The organism is Brachybacterium equifaecis (assembly GCF_023509525.1).
Lineage (GTDB): Bacteria > Actinomycetota > Actinomycetes > Actinomycetales > Dermabacteraceae > Brachybacterium > Brachybacterium equifaecis.
Genome location: NZ_JAKNCJ010000004.1, coordinates 49,366 through 73,184, shown reverse-complemented (window position 1 = coordinate 73,184; position 23,819 = coordinate 49,366). Strand labels below are relative to the sequence as shown.

At 72.1% G+C, this 23,819-nt stretch carries 18 protein-coding genes; 5 read left to right on the top strand and 13 right to left on the bottom strand.

Annotated elements, in window-relative coordinates; all coding sequences use genetic code 11:
- Window positions 1-20: 20 nt before the first annotated feature.
- From Bequi_RS09390 to Bequi_RS09370, 5 genes are all read right to left on the bottom strand, one after another.
- Window positions 21-752 (bottom strand): vitamin K epoxide reductase family protein, encoded by a 732-nt coding sequence (locus Bequi_RS09390; protein WP_249737676.1) that lies wholly within the window; start codon window positions 750-752, stop codon window positions 21-23.
- Window positions 749-1,744, bottom strand: coding sequence for an NAD-dependent epimerase/dehydratase family protein (locus Bequi_RS09385; RefSeq protein ID WP_347271986.1), 996 nt, complete (start codon window positions 1,742-1,744; stop codon window positions 749-751). The genes Bequi_RS09390 and Bequi_RS09385 overlap by 4 nt, the downstream gene beginning before the upstream one ends.
- Window positions 1,741-4,446, bottom strand: a complete 2,706-nt coding sequence (locus Bequi_RS09380; RefSeq protein ID WP_430623111.1) for an alpha/beta fold hydrolase — start codon at window positions 4,444-4,446, stop codon at window positions 1,741-1,743. The genes Bequi_RS09385 and Bequi_RS09380 overlap by 4 nt, the downstream gene beginning before the upstream one ends.
- The gene (locus Bequi_RS09375) at window positions 4,443-5,471 is read right to left on the bottom strand and encodes a 3-oxoacyl-ACP synthase III (protein ID WP_249737675.1); all 1,029 of its coding nucleotides are present in this window, start codon (window positions 5,469-5,471) and stop codon (window positions 4,443-4,445) included. Before Bequi_RS09375 ends, Bequi_RS09380 begins: the two co-directional genes overlap by 4 nt.
- A 197-nt stretch (window positions 5,472-5,668) precedes the next feature.
- Window positions 5,669-6,694, bottom strand: coding sequence for a sugar phosphate isomerase/epimerase family protein (locus Bequi_RS09370; protein ID WP_249737674.1), 1,026 nt, complete (start codon window positions 6,692-6,694; stop codon window positions 5,669-5,671).
- A gap of 128 nt (window positions 6,695-6,822) precedes the next feature.
- Here Bequi_RS09370 and Bequi_RS09365 point away from each other — a divergent pair, with 128 nt between their 5' ends.
- The gene (locus Bequi_RS09365) at window positions 6,823-7,434 is read left to right on the top strand and encodes a thymidine kinase (RefSeq protein ID WP_249737673.1); all 612 of its coding nucleotides are present in this window, start codon (window positions 6,823-6,825) and stop codon (window positions 7,432-7,434) included.
- Between the two features lie 123 nt (window positions 7,435-7,557).
- On the opposite strand, the gene Bequi_RS09360 is transcribed toward Bequi_RS09365, so the two are convergent.
- On the bottom strand, window positions 7,558-8,166 hold the full coding sequence (locus tag Bequi_RS09360; protein ID WP_249737672.1) for a hypothetical protein: 609 nt from the start codon (window positions 8,164-8,166) through the stop codon (window positions 7,558-7,560).
- Between the two features lie 170 nt (window positions 8,167-8,336).
- Between Bequi_RS09360 and Bequi_RS09355 the strand changes: the two genes are divergently transcribed.
- Window positions 8,337-11,963, top strand: a complete 3,627-nt coding sequence (locus Bequi_RS09355) for a bifunctional proline dehydrogenase/L-glutamate gamma-semialdehyde dehydrogenase (RefSeq protein ID WP_430623110.1) — start codon at window positions 8,337-8,339, stop codon at window positions 11,961-11,963.
- Between the two features lie 69 nt (window positions 11,964-12,032).
- Here the strand turns inward: Bequi_RS09355 and Bequi_RS09350 are convergent, their stop codons facing one another.
- Window positions 12,033-13,412, bottom strand: a complete 1,380-nt coding sequence (locus Bequi_RS09350) for a UTP--glucose-1-phosphate uridylyltransferase (RefSeq protein WP_249737670.1) — start codon at window positions 13,410-13,412, stop codon at window positions 12,033-12,035.
- 117 nt (window positions 13,413-13,529) lie between these two features.
- Between Bequi_RS09350 and metG the strand changes: the two genes are divergently transcribed.
- Window positions 13,530-15,329: a methionine--tRNA ligase gene (metG, locus tag Bequi_RS09345; RefSeq protein ID WP_249737669.1), complete on the top strand. Its 1,800-nt coding sequence runs from the start codon at window positions 13,530-13,532 to the stop codon at window positions 15,327-15,329.
- A gap of 7 nt (window positions 15,330-15,336) precedes the next feature.
- A complete protein-coding gene (locus tag Bequi_RS09340; protein ID WP_249737668.1) occupies window positions 15,337-16,848 on the top strand; it encodes a phytoene desaturase family protein in 1,512 nt (503 codons plus the stop codon).
- On the opposite strand, the gene Bequi_RS09335 is transcribed toward Bequi_RS09340, so the two are convergent.
- From Bequi_RS09335 to Bequi_RS09310, 6 genes are all read right to left on the bottom strand, one after another.
- Window positions 16,820-18,121, bottom strand: a complete 1,302-nt coding sequence (locus Bequi_RS09335) for an O-acetylhomoserine aminocarboxypropyltransferase/cysteine synthase family protein (RefSeq protein WP_249737667.1) — start codon at window positions 18,119-18,121, stop codon at window positions 16,820-16,822. The two genes, Bequi_RS09340 and Bequi_RS09335, sit on opposite strands and share 29 nt — an antisense overlap.
- Window positions 18,122-18,255: 134 nt before the next feature.
- The gene (locus tag Bequi_RS09330) at window positions 18,256-18,924 is read right to left on the bottom strand and encodes a DNA-3-methyladenine glycosylase I (RefSeq protein WP_249737666.1); all 669 of its coding nucleotides are present in this window, start codon (window positions 18,922-18,924) and stop codon (window positions 18,256-18,258) included.
- A gap of 8 nt (window positions 18,925-18,932) precedes the next feature.
- Window positions 18,933-19,763: a siderophore-interacting protein gene (locus tag Bequi_RS09325; protein ID WP_249737665.1), complete on the bottom strand. Its 831-nt coding sequence runs from the start codon at window positions 19,761-19,763 to the stop codon at window positions 18,933-18,935.
- A 45-nt stretch (window positions 19,764-19,808) separates the two neighbouring features.
- Window positions 19,809-20,522: a hypothetical protein gene (locus Bequi_RS09320; RefSeq protein WP_249737664.1), complete on the bottom strand. Its 714-nt coding sequence runs from the start codon at window positions 20,520-20,522 to the stop codon at window positions 19,809-19,811.
- 7 nt (window positions 20,523-20,529) lie between these two features.
- Window positions 20,530-21,627 carry an FAD-dependent oxidoreductase gene (locus Bequi_RS09315; protein WP_249737663.1) on the bottom strand — a complete coding sequence of 366 codons (1,098 nt, stop codon included), beginning with the start codon at window positions 21,625-21,627 and terminating at the stop codon, window positions 20,530-20,532.
- Window positions 21,627-22,268, bottom strand: coding sequence for a LysE family translocator (locus tag Bequi_RS09310; protein WP_249737662.1), 642 nt, complete (start codon window positions 22,266-22,268; stop codon window positions 21,627-21,629). The genes Bequi_RS09315 and Bequi_RS09310 overlap by 1 nt, the downstream gene beginning before the upstream one ends.
- 204 nt (window positions 22,269-22,472) lie before the next feature.
- Between Bequi_RS09310 and Bequi_RS09305 the strand changes: the two genes are divergently transcribed.
- Entirely contained in the window at window positions 22,473-23,738 is a 1,266-nt protein-coding gene (locus Bequi_RS09305) for a phospholipase D-like domain-containing protein (RefSeq protein WP_249737661.1), read from the top strand.
- Window positions 23,739-23,819: the final 81 nt, after the last annotated feature.

Below are 23,819 nucleotides of genomic sequence, written 5' to 3'. Positions count from 1 at the left end.
GGGGAGGACTGGAGAGGGGCTCAGGCGAGTCCGAAGGTCGTGAGCCACTGATCCCAGAACGCGACGGCGATGACCGCGATGACCAGCAGGTACCAGAGCACGCTCAGCAGCACCCAGCGCCGCAGCACCGAGGCGAGAGCACCCCTGATCGGGAGCAGCCCGGTCTCGATCGCGTGCGCGAGAGCCGCGAAGAACATCGGCGCCGTCATCGCCCACACGACCATGCACCACGGGCACAGCGCGCGGATCACGAAGATCGCGGAGTACGCGAGGAAGTGCACGAAGGCGAAGGCGAAACCGAGGCCGCCGAGCACGGCCCAGCTGTGCCATCGGGGCAGGCGGGCGCCTCCCAGCAGGAGCGCCCCGGCCTGCGCCATGACGGCGAATCCGGCCAGTCCGATCGCCATGTTCGGGATGCCGAAGGCGCTCGCCTGCCAGGTCATCATCACGGTGCCGCAGGAGATGAACGGGTTCACATCGCAGCCGAGCTTCGCTCCGGGGTTCGCGAGCAGGTGGAGCTTGTCGATCGTGAGGGCGAGCGCGGCGATCCACGCCACGGCACCTCCGAGCAGGAGCACGAGGCCCGTCACCCCCGAGGGGGCGCGCCGCCTCGCGGCCCGCTCCGCCGCGAGCTCCGCGTCGACCTCGGCGCGCAGCGCCGCTTGATCCGCGTCGCGCAGCGCCGCTTGATCCGCCTCGCGCAGCGCCGCGTCATCCGCGTCGCGCAGCGCCGCCTCGTCGGCCTTACTCATCGCCCGGCGCCGCCCTCGTGCTCGCGGAACCAGCGGGCGAGGCGCTCGAAGCCCTCTTCGATGCTGACGGTCGGCGTCCACTGCAGATCGCGCTGCGTGCGGCGCTGATCGAACCAGTGCGCGGTGGAGAGCTGCTCCGCGAGGAACTCCGTCATCGGCGGCTCGTGCTCCCCCGGACGCGCCTCCCAGATCCGTTCGATCGCGCGGCCGGCGAGACGGGCGACGGCCCCGGGCACGCGCAGCGACGGCCGCGCGACGCCCGCTGCGTCGCAGAACCCGCCGATCACGTCGCGCACCGTGCGGGGCTCCCCGTTGGTGACGACGTAGCTCTGGCCGTGGATGCGATCCAGGCCGTCGAGCGCCGCCACGATCGCGGCGGAGGCGTTGTCGACGTAGGTCGTGTCGATGAGAGCCATGCCGTCGTCGAGCTGCGGCATCCGCCCGCTGCGGGCGCGGTCGACGATGCGCCCGACGAGCTGGGTGTCCCCCGGGCCCCAGACCACGTGCGGCCGGATCGAGGTGACGAGCATGCCGTCCTGGCCATCGGCGGCCATGGCGACGAGCTCGGCGGCGGCCTTGGTGCGGGCGTAGGGCCCCCGGGCGCGCTGCGGGTCGGCAGGCGTCGCATCGAGACCGACGATCGAGGTGCCCAGGTGCGCGACCGACGGCGAGGAGATGTTCACCAGGCGGCCGCCGCCAGCGGCGCGCATCGCGTCGATCAGGTGCGTGGTGCCGCCGATGTTCACCGCGCGGAAGTCCGCCTCGGAGCCGGAGATCCCGACCTTCGCGGCCAGGTGGATCACCGCGTCCACACCCTCGAGGGCGCCCCTGACGTCCGCCGCATCGGTGAGCGAGCCGGTGACATCGCGCACCCCGGGGATGCCCGCCGGGCGGCGCTGGAAGGCGCGCACCTCGTCGCCGCGATCGCGCAGGGCAGTCGCCACGGCGCCGCCGAGCATGCCCGAGGCACCGGTGACCAGGACGGTGCTCACAGCGCGCGCGCCTTCCGTCCCTGCAGGGTCTCCTCCGCCCAGGCCGACAGCGCAGCGCGGTCGATCTTCGAGTTGTGGCGGATGTCGGTGGGCAGCGCGGTGGTGGTGAAGACCGCCGCGACATCGGCTCCCGTCTGGTCGCGCACGGCGCGCCGCACAGCCTCCGTCAGGGGCACGTCCGCTGCGCGCGGGGTGCCTGCCGGGCCGGGGCGGTAGGTGTCGGTCAGCTCGACGAAGACGACGACCTGCTGCGTCCCCCGCGGGCCGACGGCCGCGGCGCCGGAGCGGCGCACGGACGGCACGGACTCCGCGGCGCTCTCGACCTGCACCGGAGTGAGGAGGCCCTGCGCGGTGGCGAGGACGTGCGCGGAGCGGCCCTCCACCCACAGGCGGCCCTCGGAATCGAGATGGCCGACATCGCCCGTGGCATGCCAGCCCTCGAAGCGGCTCGCGGTGCGGGTCGTCGCCCAGAGCATGAGGTAGCGGTCCCGGACCTGCGGGGCGCGCACGAGGATCTCTCCCGTGACACCCGGCTCGGTGGTGATGTCCCCGCTCGTGGTGCCGTCGGCGTCCATCGCGGCGATGGCGACTTCGGTGCGCGCGACGGGGCGGCCGACGCAGACCCCGGGGCCCTCCCCTGCGGCCTCGATGCCCTCGAGGTCGATCGCGGCGACGACCAGGCACTCGGTCATCCCGTACGGGGTGAGGGCGCGCGCCGACGGCATCACCGGGGCGAGCCCTCGCAGCAGCGGCGCCGGGATCGGCGCGCCGGCGGAGAAGAAGCTCGGAACGCGCGCGAGCGCGGCGCGCTGGCGATCGTCGAGGTCTCCGGCGGTGTCGATGATGTTGCGCAGCGCCGCGGGAGCGGTGAACACGGCGGGCGAGCCCAGCGCGTCGACCGCGTCGGCCAGCGCCCGGGCGGTGAGCTCTCCGGGGCGCGTGATGTCCATATCGGGGACGACCGAGGGCGCGCCGAGAGCGGGGCCGAGCAGCGCGAACGGCGCGAACCCGGCGACGAGACCGCGATCGGCCTGCAGCTCGAGGGTCTCCCCCACCGCGCTGAACATCGCACCCATTTGGCGGTGGGTGAGCACGGCGCCCTTCGCGGGGCCGGTGGAGCCGGAGGTGAACAGCACCGCGGCGTCGGCGTCCGGGTCGGGCCAGGGGGCGTCGAGCGGCGCGCCGAGGGTGCGCATCTGGCGGCCCTGGGCGGCGAGCTCGGCGATCGAGGTGTCGACCCCGAGGGCGGCGCGATCCAGGGTCGGAAGCTGCTGGACGCTGATGCGGGTGCCGGGCCAGCCCAGGGCGCGCGCGGCGAGCAGCGCCTTCTCCAGGCCGATGATCCAGTCGGCATGCGAGCCGATCACGGCGCGCGTGAGACCGTCGACCCCGAGCCCGGCGTCCGCGATCACCGCGACCGCGCCGATGCGCAGGCACGCGTACAGCACGGCGGTGAGGTCGGCGCCGGGGGTGACGAGGATGCTGACCCGGTCCCCGGGCATGATGCCGTGGGCGAGCATGCCGGCGGCGAGGTCCTCGACCCGAGCGGCGAGCAGCTCCCAGCTGATCTCCCGCGGCGCGCCATCGGCGCCCTTGCCCATCTCGACCACGGCGCTGCGCCGACGGGTCGCGGGGTCAGCAGCGCGATCGAGGATCGCCTGCGCGAGGTGCATCTGCGGCGCCTGCTGCGCGAAGGAGGAGACCGAGGGGCGCGCCTGCGGCGGGGCGGCCGCGTCGGTCGCCCGCGGTGCGGAGGACGGATCCTCGCCGAAGGTGTCCTCGAGCCAGTCGGCGACGAGACCGGCGGTGTCGGCGTCCTCCCAGACCAGGTGCGAGGCGCCCTCGAAGCGGTGGACGTCGGCGTGCGGGACGCGCGCGATGAGGTCTCGCAGGAACCTGTCCGAGAAGGTGATGTCCTTCGGGCCCCAGGCGAACAGCGTCGGCACCGAGAGCCCGGTGATGCCGTCGGCGAGACGCTCCAGGGTGCTGCGGCTCGGATGGCCGGCGTTCGCGGGGATGTCGGCGACGAAGGCCTCGACTCCCTTGCGCCGGCCGACCGTGCGGTAGGGCGCGAGGTACGCGGCCTGGACCTCGGCGGGCGGCGCCGGATCGGAGATCGCGAGCGTCGTGCGGATGAAGGCGTCCGTGAGGGACGTCGTCAGCGGCAGCACGGCGGGCGTCGTCGCGAACTGCAGCGCGCGCGGGAGGGACTCGGTGAGCTCCTGGTGGATGCCGGTGTTCGTCAGCACCATGCCGATCACGTCATGGCGGTTGTCGAGCGCCCAGCCCACCGAGACGATGCCGCCCCAGTCGTGGCCGACCGTCACCACGGGGCCCCGCAGCGACAGGGCATCGGTGAGGAGGGAGAGATCCGTGATCCGGTCCTGCAGGTGGCGGGTGACGCCCGTGCGCTCGGACCAGCCCATCTCGAGCTGATCGACTGCGATCACGCGCCAGGGGATGTCGCCCCGCACAAGAGATCGGTAGAGGAACGAGAAAGTCGGGTTGCCGTGGACGGCCAGCAGGGTCCCGCGCGGGGTGATCCCGCGCTCGGCCAGCAGCGGACCGGAGTCCAGCAGGTGCCAGGTGCGGGTCTCCCCCGTGTGGTCCCGCGCCTCGACGAGGCGGGAGAGCCGCGGGTCGACCCCGGGCAGATCGGGGATCTGGGCGGCCGCGCCGCGGTAGCTCTTCACAGGGCTCACCAGAGCACCTCCATCATTGCGGTGTTGAGTCCGGAGCCGACGCCCATGAGGAGCACGCGCTCCCCGGGCTTCACGTTTTCCTGGTGCTTGGCGAGGGTCATGGGCACGGCCTCCGCGGCGACGTTCCCCCAGTCGGGGAAGGTCACCGGGATGCGCTCCATGCCCACGCCCGTGATCTTCGAGAAGTTCTGCGTGTAGACCATCGAGACCTGATGCGGGATCACGTGCTCGATGCTGCGGTAGTCGCGGCCGGCGGCGTTCGCGCCCCGCCAGGTGTCCAGGATCAGCGAGATGCCGTTCTCCAGGAGTCCCTGGCTGTCGGTGCGCATGTCGTCCATGTCGCCGATGCACAGCTCGTGGTGCTCGGTGCCGGCGCGCGCCTGGGTGTTCGTGATGCGGTGGCCCAAGGGGTGGAGATCGGCCGGGCCGAGCACCGCGGCGGCCGCGCCGGAGCCGAGGGTGAGCGCGGCGAACTGGTTGTTGAAGTCGGCGCGCGTGGCGTCCTTCGAGTTCAGGCGGTCGATGGTGCGCCGCTGCACCTCCTCGATGTCCTCCGCGCCGACGATCAGCGCGTACTTCACCTGGCCGGAGTCGATCATGCCCGCGGCCACGGTCATCGCGTTGACGAATCCGAGGCATGCGTTGGTGATGTCGAAGTTCATGCAGGAGCGCGGCAGCCCGAGGGCGTGGTGCACGGAGGTCGAGACCGCGGGCTCGAGGTGCTGGCGGCTCACCGAGGCGTTGATCAGCAGTCCCACCTGGTCACGGGTGATGCCGGCGCGCGCCATCGCGCGCTCGGCGGCGAGCACGATGCCCTGGCGCCATCCGTTCTCGGGGTCGCGCCACCAGCGCCGCTCGTAGACGCCCGCCACGCGCTGCAGCACGCCCTGGGGCAGGCGCAGCCGCCGGCGCGCCGGCGAGAGCATGTCGTCGATCTCGTCGGAGGAGACGGGCACCTGCGCCTCGGTCGCCTCCACCGCGAGCAGCGCGGCGTTCGCGTGGACGATGGATGTGTTCTCGTTCAAACTGCTGAACCTCGCAAGTCGTGGTCTCTCCCGCCTGGTCCGCCTGCCTCAGCGGGCCGCGGCGATGATGCGCGCCCCGGCGCGGGCGGGGGCGCGATCCCTCATTGTCCCACCCCTCGCCTGGGGGGACGCTCGGCCCGTGGCGCGCACCACGGGCCCGGTCCGCGCGGGCGGGCTCGTCGAGCCGTCGGATCCGCTCAGAGCGCGTCGGAGTCGACCTCGGCGTCGAGCTCCGAGGCAGGCACCGCTCCGGTGCCGCTGCGCAGGAGATCCTCATCGAGGTGATGGCCGAGGTTATGACGCGCGAAGAGGAGGCTCTGGCGCAGCACATCCTCCCGGTAGGTGGGGCGCCCGCGACCGCCGCCCCGAGTGGAGATCTCCAGCAGCACGGAGCCGGTCCAGCCGCGGTTCGCCAGGCGCCGGAGCGCCTCGGCGCAGGGCTGGCTCCCCTCTCCCGGCGGCAGATGCTCGTCCTTGGTGGAGCGCCCGCGCCCGTCGGCCAGGTGGAGGTGGGCCAGGCGATCGCCGAGACGATCGATCATCGCGAGCGCATCGTCGCCCGCGGTCGCCGCGTGCGACAGATCCACGGTGACGTGCGCGTATTCCTCGTCGGTCGGATCGTGATCGGGCAGATAGATCATCGCCTCGCGCACGCCGAGGCGCCACGGGTACATGTTCTCCACCGCGATCGCCACGCCGTACTGCGCCTCGAGCGCCGCCACGCCCTCGACGAACTCGCGGGCATAGGCGCCCTGCCAGCGGAACGGCGGGTGGGCCACGACCGTCGGGCAGCCGACGTCGATCGCCATCTGCACGGTGCGCTCGAGCTTGGTCCACGGGTCCCTCCCCCACACGAACTGGAGGAAGAAGAGCGTGGGGGCGTGCAGCGACAGGATCGGCTGCCCGTACTCGCGCGCGAAGTCGCTCAGCAGCTTCGGATCGCGGCTCGAGGTGTCGACCGAGACCATCACCTCCACGCCGTCGTAGCCGATGTGGGAGGCCAGGCGGAAGCAGTCCTCGACCCCGAGGGGGAAGACCGACGAGGTGGAGAGGCCCACGGGGATGCGCCGCGCGGGGGCCTGCTCGCTGAGGGGATCGCCCGCGCTGAGCCGCTCGGACAGGCTCAGGCGCCCGGTGCGCTTGGCCTGGTTCGCGCGGGTGAGCGGCACGCGCTGCGCGGCGCCGGCGCGGCGGGCGGGGCTGGGGGTGCTCTCTGTGCTCATGGCGGGCTGACGACCTCTCGGACGGGGACGGATCGGACCGCGCCAGTATCCGCCGGGCTCCTGCTGGAAACCTGGCCGCAGCGCGGGGCGACCGTAGACTTCCCCGGAGCGATCCACGGAGAGGCACGATGGCCAAGCTGCATTTCAAGTACGGGGCGATGAACTCGGGGAAGTCCGACACCCTCATCAAGACCGCGTTCAACTACGCGGAGCGGGGGCTCGCGACGCTGACCGTGAAGCCGTCGATCGACACCAAGGGCGAGGACTGGGTGGTCGCCCGCGGCGGCGCCCGCCGCCGCGTGGATGTCATGGTCGCCCCCGGGGAGGATCTGCGCCGACGGATCCTCCAGGCGGTCGAGGCCGCGGCCCCGGCGCGCGTGGCCTGCATCCTGGTGGACGAGTCCCAGTTCCTGGAGCCCGCCCAGATCGATCAGCTCCTGCTCGTCGCGAAGGTCGACGGCATCTCCGTGATCTGCTACGGCCTGCGCACGGATTTCCTCACCCACGAGTTCCCCGGCAGCCGCCGGCTGTTCGAGCTCGCGGACAACTTCGAGAAGCTGCCGACGATGTGCCGCTGCGGATCGCAGGCGGAGTTCAACTGCCGCACGGTGGACGGCGCACCCGTCTTCCACGGCGACCAGGTCGCCATCGAGGACGGCGCGGAGGTCCTGTACGAATCGCTGTGCGCCGCCTGCTTCCTGCGGGAGCAGGAGAAGGCCGGGGTGCGCGTCCTCGGCTGAGTCCCCGGATGGGCTGCGAGGCGGATCCTAGGGTCCGGCCTCGCCTGCGTGCGAAGAGCCCCGGCCTCCTGTCCCGCTGGCGAGCGGGACAGGAGGCCGGGGCTCTTCGTGATCGAGCCGGCGTCAGGAGCTCAGCGGCTTCCCGTCGCTGACCTCTGCGTCGCCTGCGTGGTCGGAGCCCGCGCGATCCGAGGAGGCGTGGCGCCCGCCCGTCTTCGCGTCCTTCGCGGAGCGATCGGCGTCCTCGTCCTCACCCAGGTGGGTGGCGGCGCGGGAGTCGGTGTCGGCCGCAGGGGCGGTGCCCTTCTCGTCGGCCGCGTCCTTCGCCTTGGCCTTCGCGGAGTCGGCCGCGTCCTTCGCCTTCGCCTTCGCGGAGTCGGCGGCATCGGCGACCTTCTCGGAGGCCTCGTCGGCCTTCGCGGAGGCTGCGTCAGAGGCGCCGGCGACCTTGTCCTTGGCCGCGCCTGCCGCGTCCTTGGCAGCGGCGGCGGCGTCCGCCGCCACGGCCTTGGCCTTGTCGGCGACCTCAGGGGCCTTGTCCTTCACGGTCTCGGCGGCGTCCTGGGCGAGCTTCGCGGCGGTCTGCTGCGCCTGCTTCGCCGTCTCCTGCACCTTCGGATCGTCCGCGAGCTCACGGGCCTTCGCCTCGAGCTGCTCGTAGGGGCCGCGGCCCATGCGGGAGCCGAGGAAGAAGCCCAGCGTCGCGCCGAGCAGGAAAATGACCTTCTTCATGGCGGTTGACCTCTCTCATACACATCGGATCGGGGGCAGCGTGGAGTGCTGCGGGATGGGGGCATCCTGGCACGCGATCCGCGTGAGAACTTGGGAGTCCCCTGGACGCGGTCTGATCGCTCCGCCCGCCCGGACACTCGGACAGCCCCGGATTTCCAGGCCCTGGAGGGATGTGGGACCGTGGAGCGGCGAGCCCCGGGCCGGGCCCTGCGACGCCGCCGTCGCCCTCCCCGCCGCTCGCGCCACCCCTCGTCGGCGTCCCGCCGCAGCATCGAGCACCCCAGGAGCCCACCGTGCCCGCCACCCCGCAGCACCCCGCAGCCGCCCCCTCCGCCGGTCAGGAGCGGCCCCTCTCGACCTCCGTGACCGCCGAGCAGGTCTCCGCTCAGGTTCGCGAATGGGTGCGCGAGGCGGCGCAGCGCCCCGCTCCCCGTGCGGCATCCCTGCTCGCCGACCTGCTGAAGGACCCCAAGGGCCTGGACTTCACGGTCGCCTTCGTGGACCGCGTCATCCGCCCCGAGGATCCGGCCGCCGCTGCGAAGGAGCTGCGTCGCCTCGCCCAGGATCCGCCCGCGTTCCTCCCCGCGCCGCTGCGCCGGGTGATCGGCTTCGGCGGAGCAGCGGCGCCCCTGCTCCCGCAGGCCGTCGTCCCCACCGCCCAGGCCGTCATGCGCCGGATGGTCTCCCATCTCATCCTCGACTCGCGCGACCCGCACTTCGCCCGCTCCGTGGCCCGCATGCGCGCGGCAGGCACCGACCTGAACATCAACCTGCTGGGCGAAGCGGTGCTCGGGGCCCGGGAGGCAGGCAGGCGCCTCCAGGGCGTGCAGGACATGGTCGCCCGCCCCGACGTCGACTACGTCTCGATCAAGGTCTCCTCGATCGTCGACCACCTCTCGATGTGGGGGAAGGAGGAGACCGTCGAGCACGTCGTCGAGACGCTGCTGCCCCTGTACCTCAGCGCCGCCCGCCAGAGCACGCCCACGTTCCTCAACATGGACATGGAGGAGTTCCGGGACCTCGAGCTGACCCTCGACGTGTTCGAGCGCCTGCTGGACCGCCCGGAGCTGATGGGGCTCCGCGCCGGCATCGTCCTCCAGGCCTACCTCCCCGACGCCATGCGCGCCATGCACCGCCTGCGCGCCTTCGCGACCGACCGCGTGCAGCGCGGCGGAGCGCCCATCAAGGTGCGCGTGGTCAAGGGTGCGAACCTCGCTCTCGAGCGCGTGGACGCCTCCGTGCACGGCCTCGAGCAGGCGCCCTTCCGCACGAAGGAGGAGGCGGATGCCCAGTACAAGCGCGTGCTGCTCGACTCCCTGCATCCCGAGCACCTCCGCGCGGTGCACCTCGGCATCGCGGGCCACAACCTCTTCGACGTGGCCTTCGCGCACCTCGTGATGCAGGAGCGCGGGATCTCGGGGACGACGGGCGAGGTCGAGTTCGAGATGCTCGCCGGCATGGCCCCGGGACAGCAGGAGGTCGTGCGCGAGAGCGTCGGCTCGATGCGCCTGTACGTCCCGGTCGTCTCCCCCAAGGAGTTCGACGTCGCGGTCTCCTATCTCATCCGGCGCCTCGAGGAGAACGCCTCCAGCGAGAACTTCATGTCGGCCGTGTTCGAGCTGGACCGCAGCGCGCAGCTGTTCGAGCGCGAGCAGGAGCGGTTCCGCCGCTCCCTGGAGCGCGCACTGCGCGAGGAGTCCGAGCCCACCCAGCGCACCCAGGACCGCGCAGCCGAGGCTCGGGGCGACCTGCCCGAGCTCGGCAGCCCCGCCCTTCCGGCCGTCCCCGGATCGTTCCGCAACACCCCTGACACGGACATGTCGACGACGGCGAACCAGGCCTGGGCCGAGCGGATCACGCACCGCCTGCGCGGATCCCGCATCGGCGAGGCGGAGGCCGAGCAGATGCGTGTGAGCACACGCGAGGGCGTCGAATCCGCGATCGAGCGCGCCCTGGCAGCGCAGAGCGAGTGGGCAGGGCGCACTCCGACCGCGCGCGCCGAGGTGCTGCGCCGCGTCGCGCAGGTCTATGCCGCGCACCGCGCCGAGCTGCTGGAGGTCATGGCCTCCGAGACCGGCAAGACGCTCGAGCAGGGCGATCCCGAGGTCAGCGAAGCGATCGACTTCGCCCTCTACTACGCCGAGCAGGCCGAGCGCCTGGCGCAGATCCCGGATGTGCAGCTCACACCTCGCTCCCTGACCCTCGTCACTCCCCCGTGGAACTTCCCCATCGCGATCCCGACCGGCGGCGTGCTCGCACCCCTGGTGACCGGCAGCGCCGTCATCATGAAGCCCGCACCCCAGGCCCGGCGCTGCGGGGCCATGATCGGTGCGCTGCTCGCCGAGGCGGGAGTGCCCGAGGGGCTCATGCAGGTCATCGACGTGCCGGAGGACGAGGTCGGCCGGGCTCTGATCACAGACCCGCGCGTGGACCAGCTGATCCTCACCGGCGCGTACGACACCGCGGCGCTCTTCGCCTCGTGGCGACCGGATCTGCGCATCAAGGCGGAGACCTCCGGGAAGAACGCGATCATCGTGACCCCGCACGCCGATCTCGATCTCGCGGCGAAGGATGTCGCCGCGAGCGCCTTCGGCCACGCGGGGCAGAAGTGCTCCGCTGCGAGCCTCGTCATCACCGTCGGCTCCGTCTCCCGCTCGCGGCGCTTCGCCTCGCAGCTCGCAGACGCCGTCCTCAGCCTGCACGTCGGCTGGCCCGAGGATCCCACGGCCCAGGTGGGCCCGGTCATCGAGGAGCCCAGCGGCAAGCTGCGCGACGGCCTCACCCGGCTCGGCGAGGGCGAGGCGTGGCTGGCACGCCCTCAGCAGCTCGACGGGACGGGCCGCCTGTGGAGCCCGGGCGTGCGCGAGGGCGTGGCCGAGGGCAGCGAGTTCCACCGCACCGAGTACTTCGGGCCGATCCTCGGCATCATGCAGGCCGACACCCTCGAGGACGCCCTGCGCATGCAGAACGGCACCGACTTCGGTCTCACGGCGGGCCTGCACTCCCTGGATCCGGCCGAGATCGCCTGGTGGATCCAGCACGTCGAAGCCGGCAATCTCTACGTGAACCGCGGGATCACCGGGGCGATCGTGGAGCGTCAGGCCTTCGGCGGGTGGAAGCGCTCGGCGATCGGCCAGACGGCGAAGGCCGGCGGCCCGAACTACCTCGTGCATCTCATGGATCCCTCCGACACCCCGCACCTGGCGCAGCTGCGCGGGGCCGACGAGGACGCCTGGCTGGCCGCGGCCCGCCACTCGGACCGGGAGCACTGGAACGGGGTCTTCGCGGCCCGGGACCGCCAGGACCTGCACGGCGAGATCAACCTGCTGCGCCACCTCCCGGTGCCGACGCTGATCCGCGCGGCGGAGGGCGCTTCGCCCGTGGAGCTGCGGCGGGTCCTGCACGCCGCGCAGACCGTCGGCGCGAGGATCGAGGTGTCCGTGGCCGATCCCGCTCTCGCGGAGCTCGTCGCAGAGGCGACTGCGCCGGCCGAGGACGGCGCGGGAGGCGCGCCCGTGCGCACCGAGACCGCGGCGCAGTTCGCGCAGCGCATCCCGGATCTGACGATCACCCGGGTGAGACTGCTGGGCGAGGCCGACCCCGCGCTGCTGGAGGCCGTCTCGAAGCGGGTGGAGATCGCGCTGCTGCGCGAGAGCGTGGTGGCGAGCGGCCGCGTCGAGCTGCTGAGCTTCCTGCGCGAGCAGGCCGTCACCGTCACGAACCACCGCTACGGCAACGCCCTGCCCCACGCCCTCGATGTGAACGGCGGGCGCGGGATCGCCCGCGGGGAGGCCTGATCCTCCGCCCCCGGGGGGCATGGCGAGGGGGGCGGAGCTTCGGCTCCGCCCCCCTCGCTGCTGGCAGCGTCAGCCCTCGATGACGGTCCCGGCAGGGATCTCGGCGGGGTCCTGCGCGGTGACGACGGCCTCGCCGCGTGCGATGACGCCCGCACCGAAGCGGTGGTCGCCCTCCACGGTGAAGGACGCTGCGTCCTTCAGCGAGGGAGCACCCTTCGCGAACCGCTCCTCGAAGTCGTCCACCAGCTTGTAGTGGTCCGCGTCCAGGGTCACCAGGGGCGCGTTCTCCACCTGCTTGACGAGCGCCATGCGCTCGTCGAGCGCGTAGGCATCCGAGCGGATGAGCAGCAGGTCGCTCGTGGCCTTCACCGGCAGGAAGCGCGAGCGGTCGACCACGATCGCGGTCGCGCCCTCGAAGATCTCGATGGCCGCGCCCATCGCGGACTCGATCTGGAGCACGGGGGTGCTGGTCTTGTCGGCCGGATCGACGGTCTTCTCGTTGCGGATCAGGGGCAGGCCCATCACGCCGCCGCGCCGCTCGAGGATCTCGGCGAGCTTCTCGAGGTCCCACCAGAGGTTGTTCGTGTGGAAGAACGGGTGGCGGTGCTCATCGGTGAAGAAGTCCATCTCCTCCGCGGGCGTCTGCGCGGTGTCGCGCAGGATGAGGCGGCCGTCGGACTTCCGCACGGCGAGGTGGCCGCCCTTGCGATCGGCGGCCGTGCGCCGGCACAGCTCCGCCGCGTAGGGCGCGCCGGAGGCGGCGAACCAGCCGGCGAGCTGGGGATCCGGGACGGTGCCGAGGTTGTCGGAGTTCGAGACCGAGGCGTAGCGGAAACCGGCGTCGAGCAGCTGCTGGAGCAGTCCCGAGGTGAGCAGCGCCGTGTAGATGTCGCCGTGACCGGGCGGGCACCACTCCAGGCTCGGATCCGCGTCCCAGGTGACGGGCGAGAGGTCGTCGGCGCGGAGCTTGGGCTCCTTGTTCTGCAGGAAGTCCAGCGGCAGGCCGTCGACCGCCAGGTCGGGGTACTGCTCGAGCACGGCGAGGGTGTCCTCGCGGGTGCGGAACGAGTTCATCAGCACGAGCGGCAGTCGCGCGCCGGTGGCCTTCCGGGCGGCGAGGACCTGCTCGGCGAGGATCTGCAGGAAGCTCTTGCCGTCGCGCACGGTCAGGAGCGACTTCGCGCGGTCCAGGCCCATCGAGGTGCCGAGCCCGCCGTTCAGGTCGATGACGACGAGCTTGTCGAAGGCGTCCTTCGCGACCTGCGGGTCGACGGTGACGTCGGCCAGCGAGGGCGGATCGAGGTACGGGGAGATCGTGTCCTCGGGGATAGTCCCCGTGACGCCCTGCTCGAGCTGGGTGTAGAAGTCGGAGAAGACGTCGATGGCGGTCTGGGCGACCCCCTCCTCGCGCATCTTCTGCTGGGCGGCTGTCAGTCCGTCTGCGGTCATGGGACCACCCTAGTGCGGGAGGGTGCGGCGGCGCGGCCGGTCCGGGCGACTGCGGGCAACCGACTGCGGGCGACGGCGGGGGCGTGGGCTCCCCGGACGCCCGTAGACTTGTCCACCATGAGCACAGTCCTGACCTCTCTCGCCTGGCCCTACGCGAACGGGCCCCGGCACATCGGCCACGTCGCCGCTTTCGTCCCCGGCGATGTGTTCGCCCGGTACATGCGCATGGCCGGCCACGACGTGGTGATGGTCTCCGGCACGGACGAGCACGGCACGCCCATCCTCGTGGCTGCCGACGCCGAGGGGATCACCGCCCGCGAGCTCGCCGATCGCAACAATCGCATCATCGTCGAGGACCTCGTGGCGATGGGTCTGAGCTACGACCTGTTCACGCGCACCACCACGCGCAACCACTACGCCGTGGTCCAGCAGATGTTCGAGACGGTGCGCGACAACGGCTACATGATCGAGCAGGTCACCTCCGGCGCGATCTCGCCGTCCACCGGCCGCACGCTGCCCGACCGCTACATCGAGGGCACGTGCCCGATCTGCGGCGCGGGCGGTGCGCGCGGCGACCAGTGCGACAACTGCGGCAACCAGCTCGACCCCACGGATCTGATCGACCCCGTCTCGCGGATCAACGGCGAGACCCCTGACTTCATCGAGACCACGCACTGGTTCCTGGACCTGCCGGCGCTCGCGGCCGAGCTCGGCCGCTGGCTCGACGGCCGGGAGGCGACCGGGCAGTGGCGCCCCAACGTGATCCGCTTCAGCCAGAACATCCTCAAGGACATCCGCCCGCGCGCGATGACCCGCGACATCGACTGGGGCATCCCGGTGCCGGGCTGGGAGGATCAGCCGACCAAGCGCCTGTACGTGTGGTTCGACGCCGTCATCGGCTACCTCTCGGCGACGATCGAGTGGGCACGCCGCCAGGGCGATCCCGAGCTGTGGCGCAAGTGGTGGAACGATCCCGAGGCGCTCTCGTACTACTTCATGGGCAAGGACAACATCGTCTTCCACGCCCAGATCTGGCCCGCGGAGATGCTCGCCCAGAACGGGAAGGGCGACAAGGGCGGAGAGCCCGGGGCCCTCGGCGAGCTGTCGCTGCCCACCGCGGTGGTCTCCAGCGAGTTCCTCACGATGGAGGGCAAGAAGTTCTCCTCGTCCAAGGGCGTGGTGATCTATGTGCGCGACGTGATCGAGCGCTACCAGCCCGATGCGCTGCGCTACTTCATCAGCGCCGCCGGGCCCGAGAGCCAGGACGCCGACTTCACGTGGTCCGAGTTCGTCGCGCGCACGAACAACGAGCTCGTCGCCGGCTGGGGCAACCTCGTCAACCGCACCGCCGCGATGATCGCGAAGAGCGTCGGCGAGATCCCGGCGGCGGGAGAGCTCGAGGAGATCGACCGGGCTCTGCTGTCGGAGATCGAGAACGGGTTCGAGACCGTCGGCGCGCACCTGGCCGCCCACCGCCAGCGCGCCGCGATCGCCGAGATCATGAAGCTCGTGGGCGAGGCGAACCGCTACGTCTCCGAGACCGAGCCGTTCAAGATGAAGGCCGAGGAGCAGCGGCCTCGCCTGCTCACCGTGCTGCACGTGCTCGCGCAGGCGGTCACCGACCTCAACACGATGCTCGCTCCCTTCCTGCCGTTCTCCGCGAACGAGGTGGAGAAGGCGCTCGGCGGCACCCGCGAGATCGCACCCCTGCCGCGCATCGAAGAGGTCGAGGATCTCGACGGCGGCCCCGGCTACCCGATCATCACGGGCGACTACGCGGACACCCTACCGTGGGCGCACCGCCCGGTGGGCGTCGGCCAGAGCGTCCAGAAGCCCTCCCCCATCTTCGCGAAGCTCGATCCGACGATCATCCAGGACGAGCTCGATCGCCTCGGCATCACCGCCGACGCCGACTGAGGCGTCGATGAGCGCCGCGAGGCCGTCCGGATCCGGTCCCGATGCGATCGTCATCGGTTCGGGCGCGAACGGCCTCGCGGCCGCCGTGGTGCTGGCCCGCGCGGGCCTCGCCGTGGAGGTGCTCGAAGCGGAGGAGACGGCGGGCGGGGGCGCCCGCACCCTCGACCTCGGCCTCGCCCCCGGCATCGTGCATGACATCTGCTCGGCGGTGCATCCGATGGCGCTCGCGAGCCCCTTCTTCCGCGCCTTCGACCTCGCCGCTCGCGGCGTCGAGATGCGCGTGCCCGAGGCCTCCTACGCGCAGCCGCTCGACGGGATGCCTGCCGCGATCGCCTGGCGCGACCTCGAGCGCACCGCCGCGGAGCTCGGGGCCGACGGGCCCTCGTGGTCGCGACTGCTCGGACCGCTCGCTGAGCGGGCCGACGTCCTCGCCGACCTCGCCCTCGGCGACAAGCGCTCCCTCCCCCGCAGCGCGCTCTCCCCTGCGGCCTGGCCCGGGATCGGGGGCCTCGGCGTCGGCGCTCTTCTGCAGGGCACCCCCGCGTGGGGCGCGGCGCTGCGCACGCCGCACGCGCGGGCGCTGCTGACGGGCGTGGCCGCGCATGTCTTCGCCCCGCTGCCCTCGCTCTCTGCGGGCGGCGTCTCGATGCTCCTGGCGGCGCTCGGCCACGCGGGAGGCTGGCCGATCCCGGTCGGCGGCTCGCAGGCGATCGCCGACGCGCTCATCGCCGACCTCCGCGCGCACGGCGGAGCGATTCGCACCGGGGCTCCCGTGCGCACGTGGCGCGATCTCCCTCCCGCGGCTCTCACCCTCTTCGACACCTCCGCGCGCACCGCGGCCGACGTCCTCGTCCACCGCCTCCCGCAGGGGCGCGAGCGGGCCCTGCGCACGTTCCCGCCCGCGCTGGGCGCGGCGGCGAAGGTCGACTTCGTGACGAGCGCCCCGGTGCCGTGGCGCGATCCGCGGGTAGGGCGCGCGGGCACCGTGCACCTGGGCGGCACGCGCGAGGAGATGGCTGCGGCCGAGGCGGAGGCGGCCTCGGGGCGCATGCCGCGGCGACCGGTCACGCTCGTGAGCGACCCCGGTGCGGTGGATCCTTCGCGCATCCACGGGGGTCTGCGGCCGATCTGGGCCTACGCGCATGTGCCCCTCAGAGACCCGCGCGACCCGGTCGAGATGGTCACCGCCCAGATCGAGCGCTTCGCGCCCGGCTTCCGCGACACCGTGGTCGCCGCTCGGGGCATCAGCGCGTCCCGCATGGCCGATCATGACCGCGCGCTGCTCGGCGGGGACATCTCGATGGGCAGCACGAGCCTTCTGCGCATGGTCGCGCGGCCCACGGCCGCCCCGGATCCCTACCGGCTCCTCGGCGCGGATGCCCGTGGGGGCGCCGCGTACCTGTGCTCTGCCGCTGCCCCGCCGGGACCGGGAGTCCACGGCATGGGCGGTCTGCTCGCTGCGCGCCGGGCCCTGCGGGACGTCTTCGGGATCAGGCAGCTGCCGGATCTGCAGCCCTGACCCGCTGTGCGGCAGCGAGCGCGCGCTCCAGATCTGCCCGCAGGTCCTCCTCGTCCTCCAGTCCGATGCTGAGCCGCACCGTTCCCTCGAGGACTCCGCAGGCCTCGCGCTGAGCGGGCGTGAGATGCGAGTGGGTGGTGCTCGCCGGGTGGCAGACGAGCGAGCGCACGTCCCCGATGTTGACCGCGATCGTGAACAGCTCCAGCGCGTCGCAGAATGCCTCGACGGCCGGCTCTCCCCCGTCCAGGTCGATCGAGAACACTCCGGCCGTTCCCCGCGGGAAGTCGCGGCGAGCGATCTCCGCGTCGGGCCGCCCCGGGATCGAAGGGTGCTGGACGCTGGCCACGCCGTCCTGTCCGTGGAGGTGCTGCGCGAGCTGAGCGGTGACGGCGCTGATGCGCTCCATGCGCAGCTCGAGGGTCTCGATGCCGACGAGCACGGCGTGGGCGCTCGCGGCGGGCAGCGTCGCGCCGAAGTCCGTCATGTATTTCGCACGGGCGTAGGCGAGCAGTCCCGAGCAGCCGCGGGCGTAGTCGTCGGCGAAGGTCGTGGCGAAGCGGCGGTTCTCGGTGGTGAGGCGCTCCCACCGCTGCGGACATCGCCGCGGATCGAAGGATCCCGCATCGACGATGAGTCCGGCGATCGTAGTGCCGTGGCCGGCGAGGTACTTCGTCGCGGAGTGCACGACGATGTCGGCCCCGTGGTCGCCCGGGCGGTACAGGGCCGGGCTCGCGAGGGTCGAGTCGACGACCACGGCGATGTCGTGCGCGTGGGCGATCGCGGCGATCGCCGGGAGGTCTGCGAGCTGCGCTCCGGGGTTCGCGATCGATTCGAGCAGGAAGACGCGCGTCTGGGGCCTGATCGCCGCCTCCCAGGCCTGCAGGTCCCAGGGATCCACTGCGGTGGCGGCGACGCCCATGTCCTCCAGGGTGTCGCCCAGCAGCTCGGTGGTGCCGCCGTAGATCCGCTCGGAGGCCACCACGTGGGTGCCGGGCGCCAGCAGCGCGCACAGGGCGATGGTCATGGCGGCCTGTCCGCTCGCCACGGCGATCGCGCCGATGCCGCCCTCGAGCGCGGTGCTGCGCGCTTCGAGCACCTGGGTGGTGGGGTTGCCCGATCGCGAGTAGGCGAAGCCCTCGCTGCGCCGCGCGAACAGCGCTCTGAGCGAGGCGTGGCTCGAGTGCGCGTATGCGCTGGTGGAGTAGATCGGCGGGACGACGGACCCGTGCGGATCCTGGGCGTCCCAGCCGGCGTGGATCGAAGCAGTGGACATGGGGGGAACCTTCCGGTCGGCGGCCGATTCCACTGTGAACTGCGCGGCTCCCGGGAGCTCAGAAATGTGACGGCCTGTGGCGGCCGCTCACGCCCCTCCCTGCTGGAGGCCCTCCACTCAGGTGTCTGGAGGCTCTACGCCCAGGTGCCGTCCTCGCGCCACAGCCCCGAGCTGCACCGGCGGTGCGACCCCAGCAGATGCGTGTCGATCACGCCGATCGCCTCCATCAGCGCGAACATCGTCGTCGGGCCGACGAAGCGGAACCCGTGCCGCTTGAGCTCCTTGGCGAGAGCGGCAGAGAGCTCCGAGGTCGTGGGCACCTCGGCGAAGGAAGCGGGCCGGGGCGTGCGCTGCGGCCGGTAGCTCCACACCAGGTCGGCGAGGGTCGAGCCCTGCGGCAGGTCCCCGCCCCTCCCGAGCCCTTCTTTCTCGCGCAGCGCGAGCGTCGCCCGGGCATTGCCGATCGTCGCCTCGATCTTGCCGCGATGGCGGATGATTCGCGCATCCTCGAGCAGGCGATCCACGTCGGCAGGGGTGAACGCCGCGACGCGCGCAGGATCGAAGCCCGCGAAAGCGGCGCGGAATCCCTCGCGGCGGCGCAGGATCGTCGCCCAGGAGAGACCGGACTGGAATCCCTCCAGGGCGAGGCGCTCGAAGACGCCCTGCTCGGTGCGCACGGGCACACCCCACTCGGAGTCGTAGTACTCGCGCAGGTCGTCGTGGCGGCTCGCCCAGATCGGGCGCGCGAGACCGTCCTCGCCGAGGACGAGGTCCGGGGAGAGGGCGGCGGGATCGATGCTCATCGCGGCGCTCAGTCCTCGTCGATGCGGCCGATGGGTTCGCGCTTCTCGGCCTGGAACTGGTCCTCGATGCGGCCCCGCGCCCAGTAGGCGGAGATCGAGATGCGGTCCTTGGGGATCCCGCGCTCGCGCACGAGGTTCCGGCGGATGTCCTTGATGACGCCCCGCTCGCCATGGGCGAAGACCTGCACGTCGCCGCCCGGCAGCTCGAGGTCCAGGAGCGCGGCATGGAGGTCCTCGGGCTCGCCGATGAGCCAGCGCACCTCGACGCCATCGGGGTGCGCGAGCACCTGGCGGTCCTCCGAGTGCTCGAGCTGGATGAGGGCGAGTCCCGCGGCGCCCTCTGCCATCGCCTCGAGCGCTGCGGAGATCGCGGGCAGCGCCGACTGGTCGCCGAGGAGGAGGTGGAATCCGGCGTCCGGATCCGGCGCGTATCCGCCGCCCGCGCCGTGCAGGGCGACCGCATCGCCCGGAACCGCGGAATCGGCCCAGGCCGCGGCGATGCCGTCGGCCCCGCCCTGGCCGTGGAGCACGAAGTCCAGTGCGATCTGCTGCTTCGCCTCCATCCAGCGGCGCACCGTGTAGGTGCGTTTGGCGGGCAGCGCGGCGGGATCCTCCGCGCGCAGCTGCTCGAGATCGTAGGGAGGGACGAGGTCGCTCGCGGGGTCCGGCAGCAGGAGCTTCACGTACTTATCGGTGAAGTCGTTGCGGTTCAGCTTCTCGAACTGCTCGCCGCCGAGGATCACGCGGAGCATCGTGGGGGTGATGCGCTGCTTCTCGATCACCTCCAGCACCACCTGGGGCCGCGGAGCCTTCGGACGGGGAGCATCAGAGGTCGTCATGCCCCCGACCCTATGCCGGTGCGACCGTGAGGGACCCGGGAATCGTCACGGAGAGGAGATCTCCGGACTCGCTCCGGGGCGGAGCCCGGTGGGGCGGGCGGGCAGCGGTGCGATCGCATCCTCGAGCAGGCGGATCGCGCCCTCCAGGGGTCCGCGCTGCCAGCGCGCTGCTGCCGGCCATCGGATCGCAGCCCGCTGCAGCGCGGCCCGCCAGGCGAGCGCGCCCCCGATGCCGAGCACGAGGAGCAGGGCGAGCATCCCCCACGAGTCGTCCCGCTCAAGGGGGTTGCGGGTCTGGAAGACGTGGAGGACTGCGATCTGGAGGACGTAGAGGCTGAGGGTCATCTGACCTGGCACGGCAGCGGCGCGGGCCAGGGCGGGAGGCAGCGCGCGCCCGAAGGCCGAACGCTCCAGAGACCGGCACAGCAGCAGGAATCCCGCGGCGCCGAGGATGCCGCCGATCTGCTCGGCGGGGGTGCCGTCGTAGGCGTGGACCGGGAAGAGACCGAGCAGGTTCGGGGCGATGAGAAGTCCTGCCATGGCGAGCAGTGCGGCGCCGGAGGCGAGCAGGGCGAACAGCGGGGCCGTGACGAATTCGCTGATCATGAAGAGGCGGGCGGGCCCATCGCTCGGAGCGGTGTGGGCGATGATCATGAGCACATAGGCGAGGGCGCGAGCCCAGTCCACCGCGAGGATCCGGGCTGAGGCGAGGTTCTGGTCGCGGGCAGGGCTCGCGGCGGGAGCGGATGCAGGGAGCACCAGCAGATCATCCCATCGCCTGGCGCCTCCGCAGCCGCCGCACGGCCTCGCGCCCGGCCTGGCGCGCGCCGACGGTCGAGGAGCTCGGTCCATAGCCGATCAGGTGGATGCGCGGATCCCCGGCGACCTTCGTGCCGTCCATGCGGATCCCTCCGCCTGCGGAGCGCAGATGCAGCGGAGCGAGGTGACCGAGGGAGGCGCGGAAGCCGGTCGCCCAGAGGATCGCATCGAGCCGCCGGGCGGTGCCGTCGTGCTCGATGACGCCCTCGGGCGTCACGCGGCGGAACATCGGTCGGCGCTCGAGAACCCCGCGCTCTGCCGCGGCGCGCAGCGCGGGGGTCCACACGAGCCCCGTCACCGAGACGACGCTGAGCGGCGCCAGCCCGGCGGCGACGCGCTCCTCGACCATCGCGACTGCCTCACGCCCCTCCACCTCCCCGAATCCGCCCTCGCGGAAGACCGGCTCGCGGCGCGTGTACCAGAAGGTGGTCGCCACCGCGGAGAGCTCCGCGAGGAAGCCGGCGGCGCTGATCCCCCCGCCGACGATCGCGATGCGCGCGCCCGCGAAGTCCTCGGCGCGCGTGTAGTCGACGGTGCGCAGCTGGCGCCCGGTGAAGCTCTCGCGCCCCGGAACGGAGGGGACGAACGGGCGGTCCCAGGTGCCGGTGGCGTTGATGAGCGCGCGGGTGCGGATCGCGGGCAGCGGCGCGCCGTCACGCGGATCGACGGAGTCGAGCAGCAGCGCGGAGTCCGTGCCGGCCTCGGGATGCTCGCTGCGCACCCGGACGACGCGCACGGGCCGCTCGAACGCGATGCCATGCGACTGCTCGAAGCGGCCGAAGTAGTCCGGGACGGCGGTGCGCGAGGGCGTGCGCGGATCGATGCGCTCCAGGGGCATGCCGGGCAGGTCGGCGATCCGGTTGACCGTCGCCATCGTGAGGCTGTCCCAGCGATGCCTCCAGGCGCCGCCCGGTCCTTCCGCGGCGTCCAGCAGGATCGCGCGCAGCTCGGGGACGCGCTGGAGCTGGTGGGCGGCGGAGATCCCGGCCTGCCCTCCCCCGATCACGACGACGTCGGCCTCGCGCATCGGACGGCGCTCCCCCATCAGCGCGCACCTGCGAGCTGGATGATCCGCTCCGCGAGCAGCGCGATCCCCGCGAGCACCATCGCGATACCGGAGACGATGGTGGTCACGCGAGCGACGGTGGGCCGCGCGCCGAGCACCTGGTGCGAGGCGAAGCCGAGGGGCACGCAGAACAGTCCTGTCAGCACCACATATACGCAGCCGAGCACGGCGAGCTGCGCCGGCAGGGGCAGCGACTGCCCCGGGTGGGCGAACTGAGGGAGGATCGCGAGGAACAGCAGCATGGACTTGGGGTTCAGCCCGCTCACCATCGCACCGCGCCGCATGTACCCGGCGGCCGAGGCGGCGAGCGGCCCCGCCGGGCGGACGGCGTCGGCGGCGTGGGAGCTGGAGCGCAGGGTCCGCACGCCGATGTGCAGCAGGTAGAGGGCGCCGCCCACCGTCAGCAGCGTCATGGCGAGAGGGATGGCGGCGATCAGCGGCCCGATCCCCACGGCGACCACGGCGGTGAGCACGAGGTACCCGACCATCAGTCCGCCCACTGCGGGCCAGACGACGTGGTCGCGGGCGCCCGCCGCGAGCACGAAGGCCCAGTCCGGGCCGGGCACGGCGATGAGGGCGAAGGCGATCACCGCGAAACCGGCGACGGCGGTCGGATCCATGGGTGCATCCCCTCCTCGGGTGCTCTCGCAGGCCCGGGTTCCGGGGGATGACTGCTCGCGGGGTGCCATCGGCACGTGGCCCCATTCTTCCATCGACCGTGCACGGAACGCCCGATCTGCGCACTGCCCGGACCTCGGGGCAGCACTTCGCGATCCGATCGGCGCTCCGGGGGTCCTCGGAGGAAGCGGGCCTAGGCTGGGATGATGCCTCTCCTGCGTGCCGCATCTGCCCTCCTCGGACCCCGCCCGCTGCGCCGACTCGCGCTGCTCGGCACCGCGACGTTCGCGGTGCCGCCGATCACGGCGGCGGCCGCGCTGATGACGCTGGACGCGGTGAAGAAGAACGACCGCAAGGAGCGCGAGGCGCCGCGGCCCGGCACCTTCGAGGCGTCGGTGCGCGACTCGCGGCTGACGATCTACACCTCGGGATCGGACGTCTACGCGGACATGCTCGCCGCGATCGACGGTGCCGAGCACACCGTGCTGATGGAGACCTTCATCTGGAAGGGCGACGAGATGGGGGCGCGCTTCGTGGACGCCTTCAACCGTGCCGCGGAGCGCGGAGTCGACGTGCACGTGCTCTACGACGGCTTCGGGAATCTCGTGGTGGACCGGAAGTTCTACCGGACCATCTCCCCGAAGGTGCACGTGCGACGCCTGCCCGGCTTCGCCCGGCCCTATTGGCAGGGCATCCTGCGCCACACCGGCTTCAACCACTCCAAGATCCTCATCGTCGACGACGAGACGGGCTTCGTGGGCGGCTACAACATCGGCTCCCTCTACTCCCGACAGTGGCGCGACACGCATCTTCGCGCCGAGGGCCCGGTGGTGTGGGGGCTGCGCAACTCCATGCGACGCGTGTGGAACGAGGTCGCGAAGGACTCCCAGGCCGAGGTCGCCTGGATCCCGCCGGACGAATGGGATCCCGCGATGCGGGTCTCGGCGAACCTGCCGCTGCAGCTCGTCTACCCGATCCGCCAGACCTACCTCGAGGCGATCGAGCGCGCCCAGGATCACATCTACCTCAACACCCCGTACTTCATCCCCGACCAGCAGGTCCTCCACGCCCTGGTCGACGCCGCGCAGCGCGGCGTGGACGTGCGGGTGATGATCCCGAAGAAGTCCAACCACATCGTGGCCGATTTCGCGGCGCGAGGCTCCTACGGCCAGCTGCTCGATGCGGGTGTGACGATCCTGCTGTACGAAGCGGCGATGATCCACGCGAAGACCGCCACGATCGACGGGATCTGGTCGACCATCGGCACCGCCAACATCGACCGCCTCTCGCTCTCCTTCAACTACGAGACGAACGTGGAGATCATCGACCGCGACTTCGCCGCCGAGATGGAGAAGGTCTTCGCCGCGGACTCTGAGCACTGCGAGACCCTGCAGTCCCCGAGATGGCGCGAACGCCACCCGATCGCCCGCCTCACCGAGCAGGCGCTGGTGCCGCTGCGGCCGTTCCTGTAGGCGCTGGCCGGCACCCGCGCAGCGTCAGACACCAGGCGGTCACGCACCTGCATCGAGCGTACTGCAGCGCGGCTGTTGACG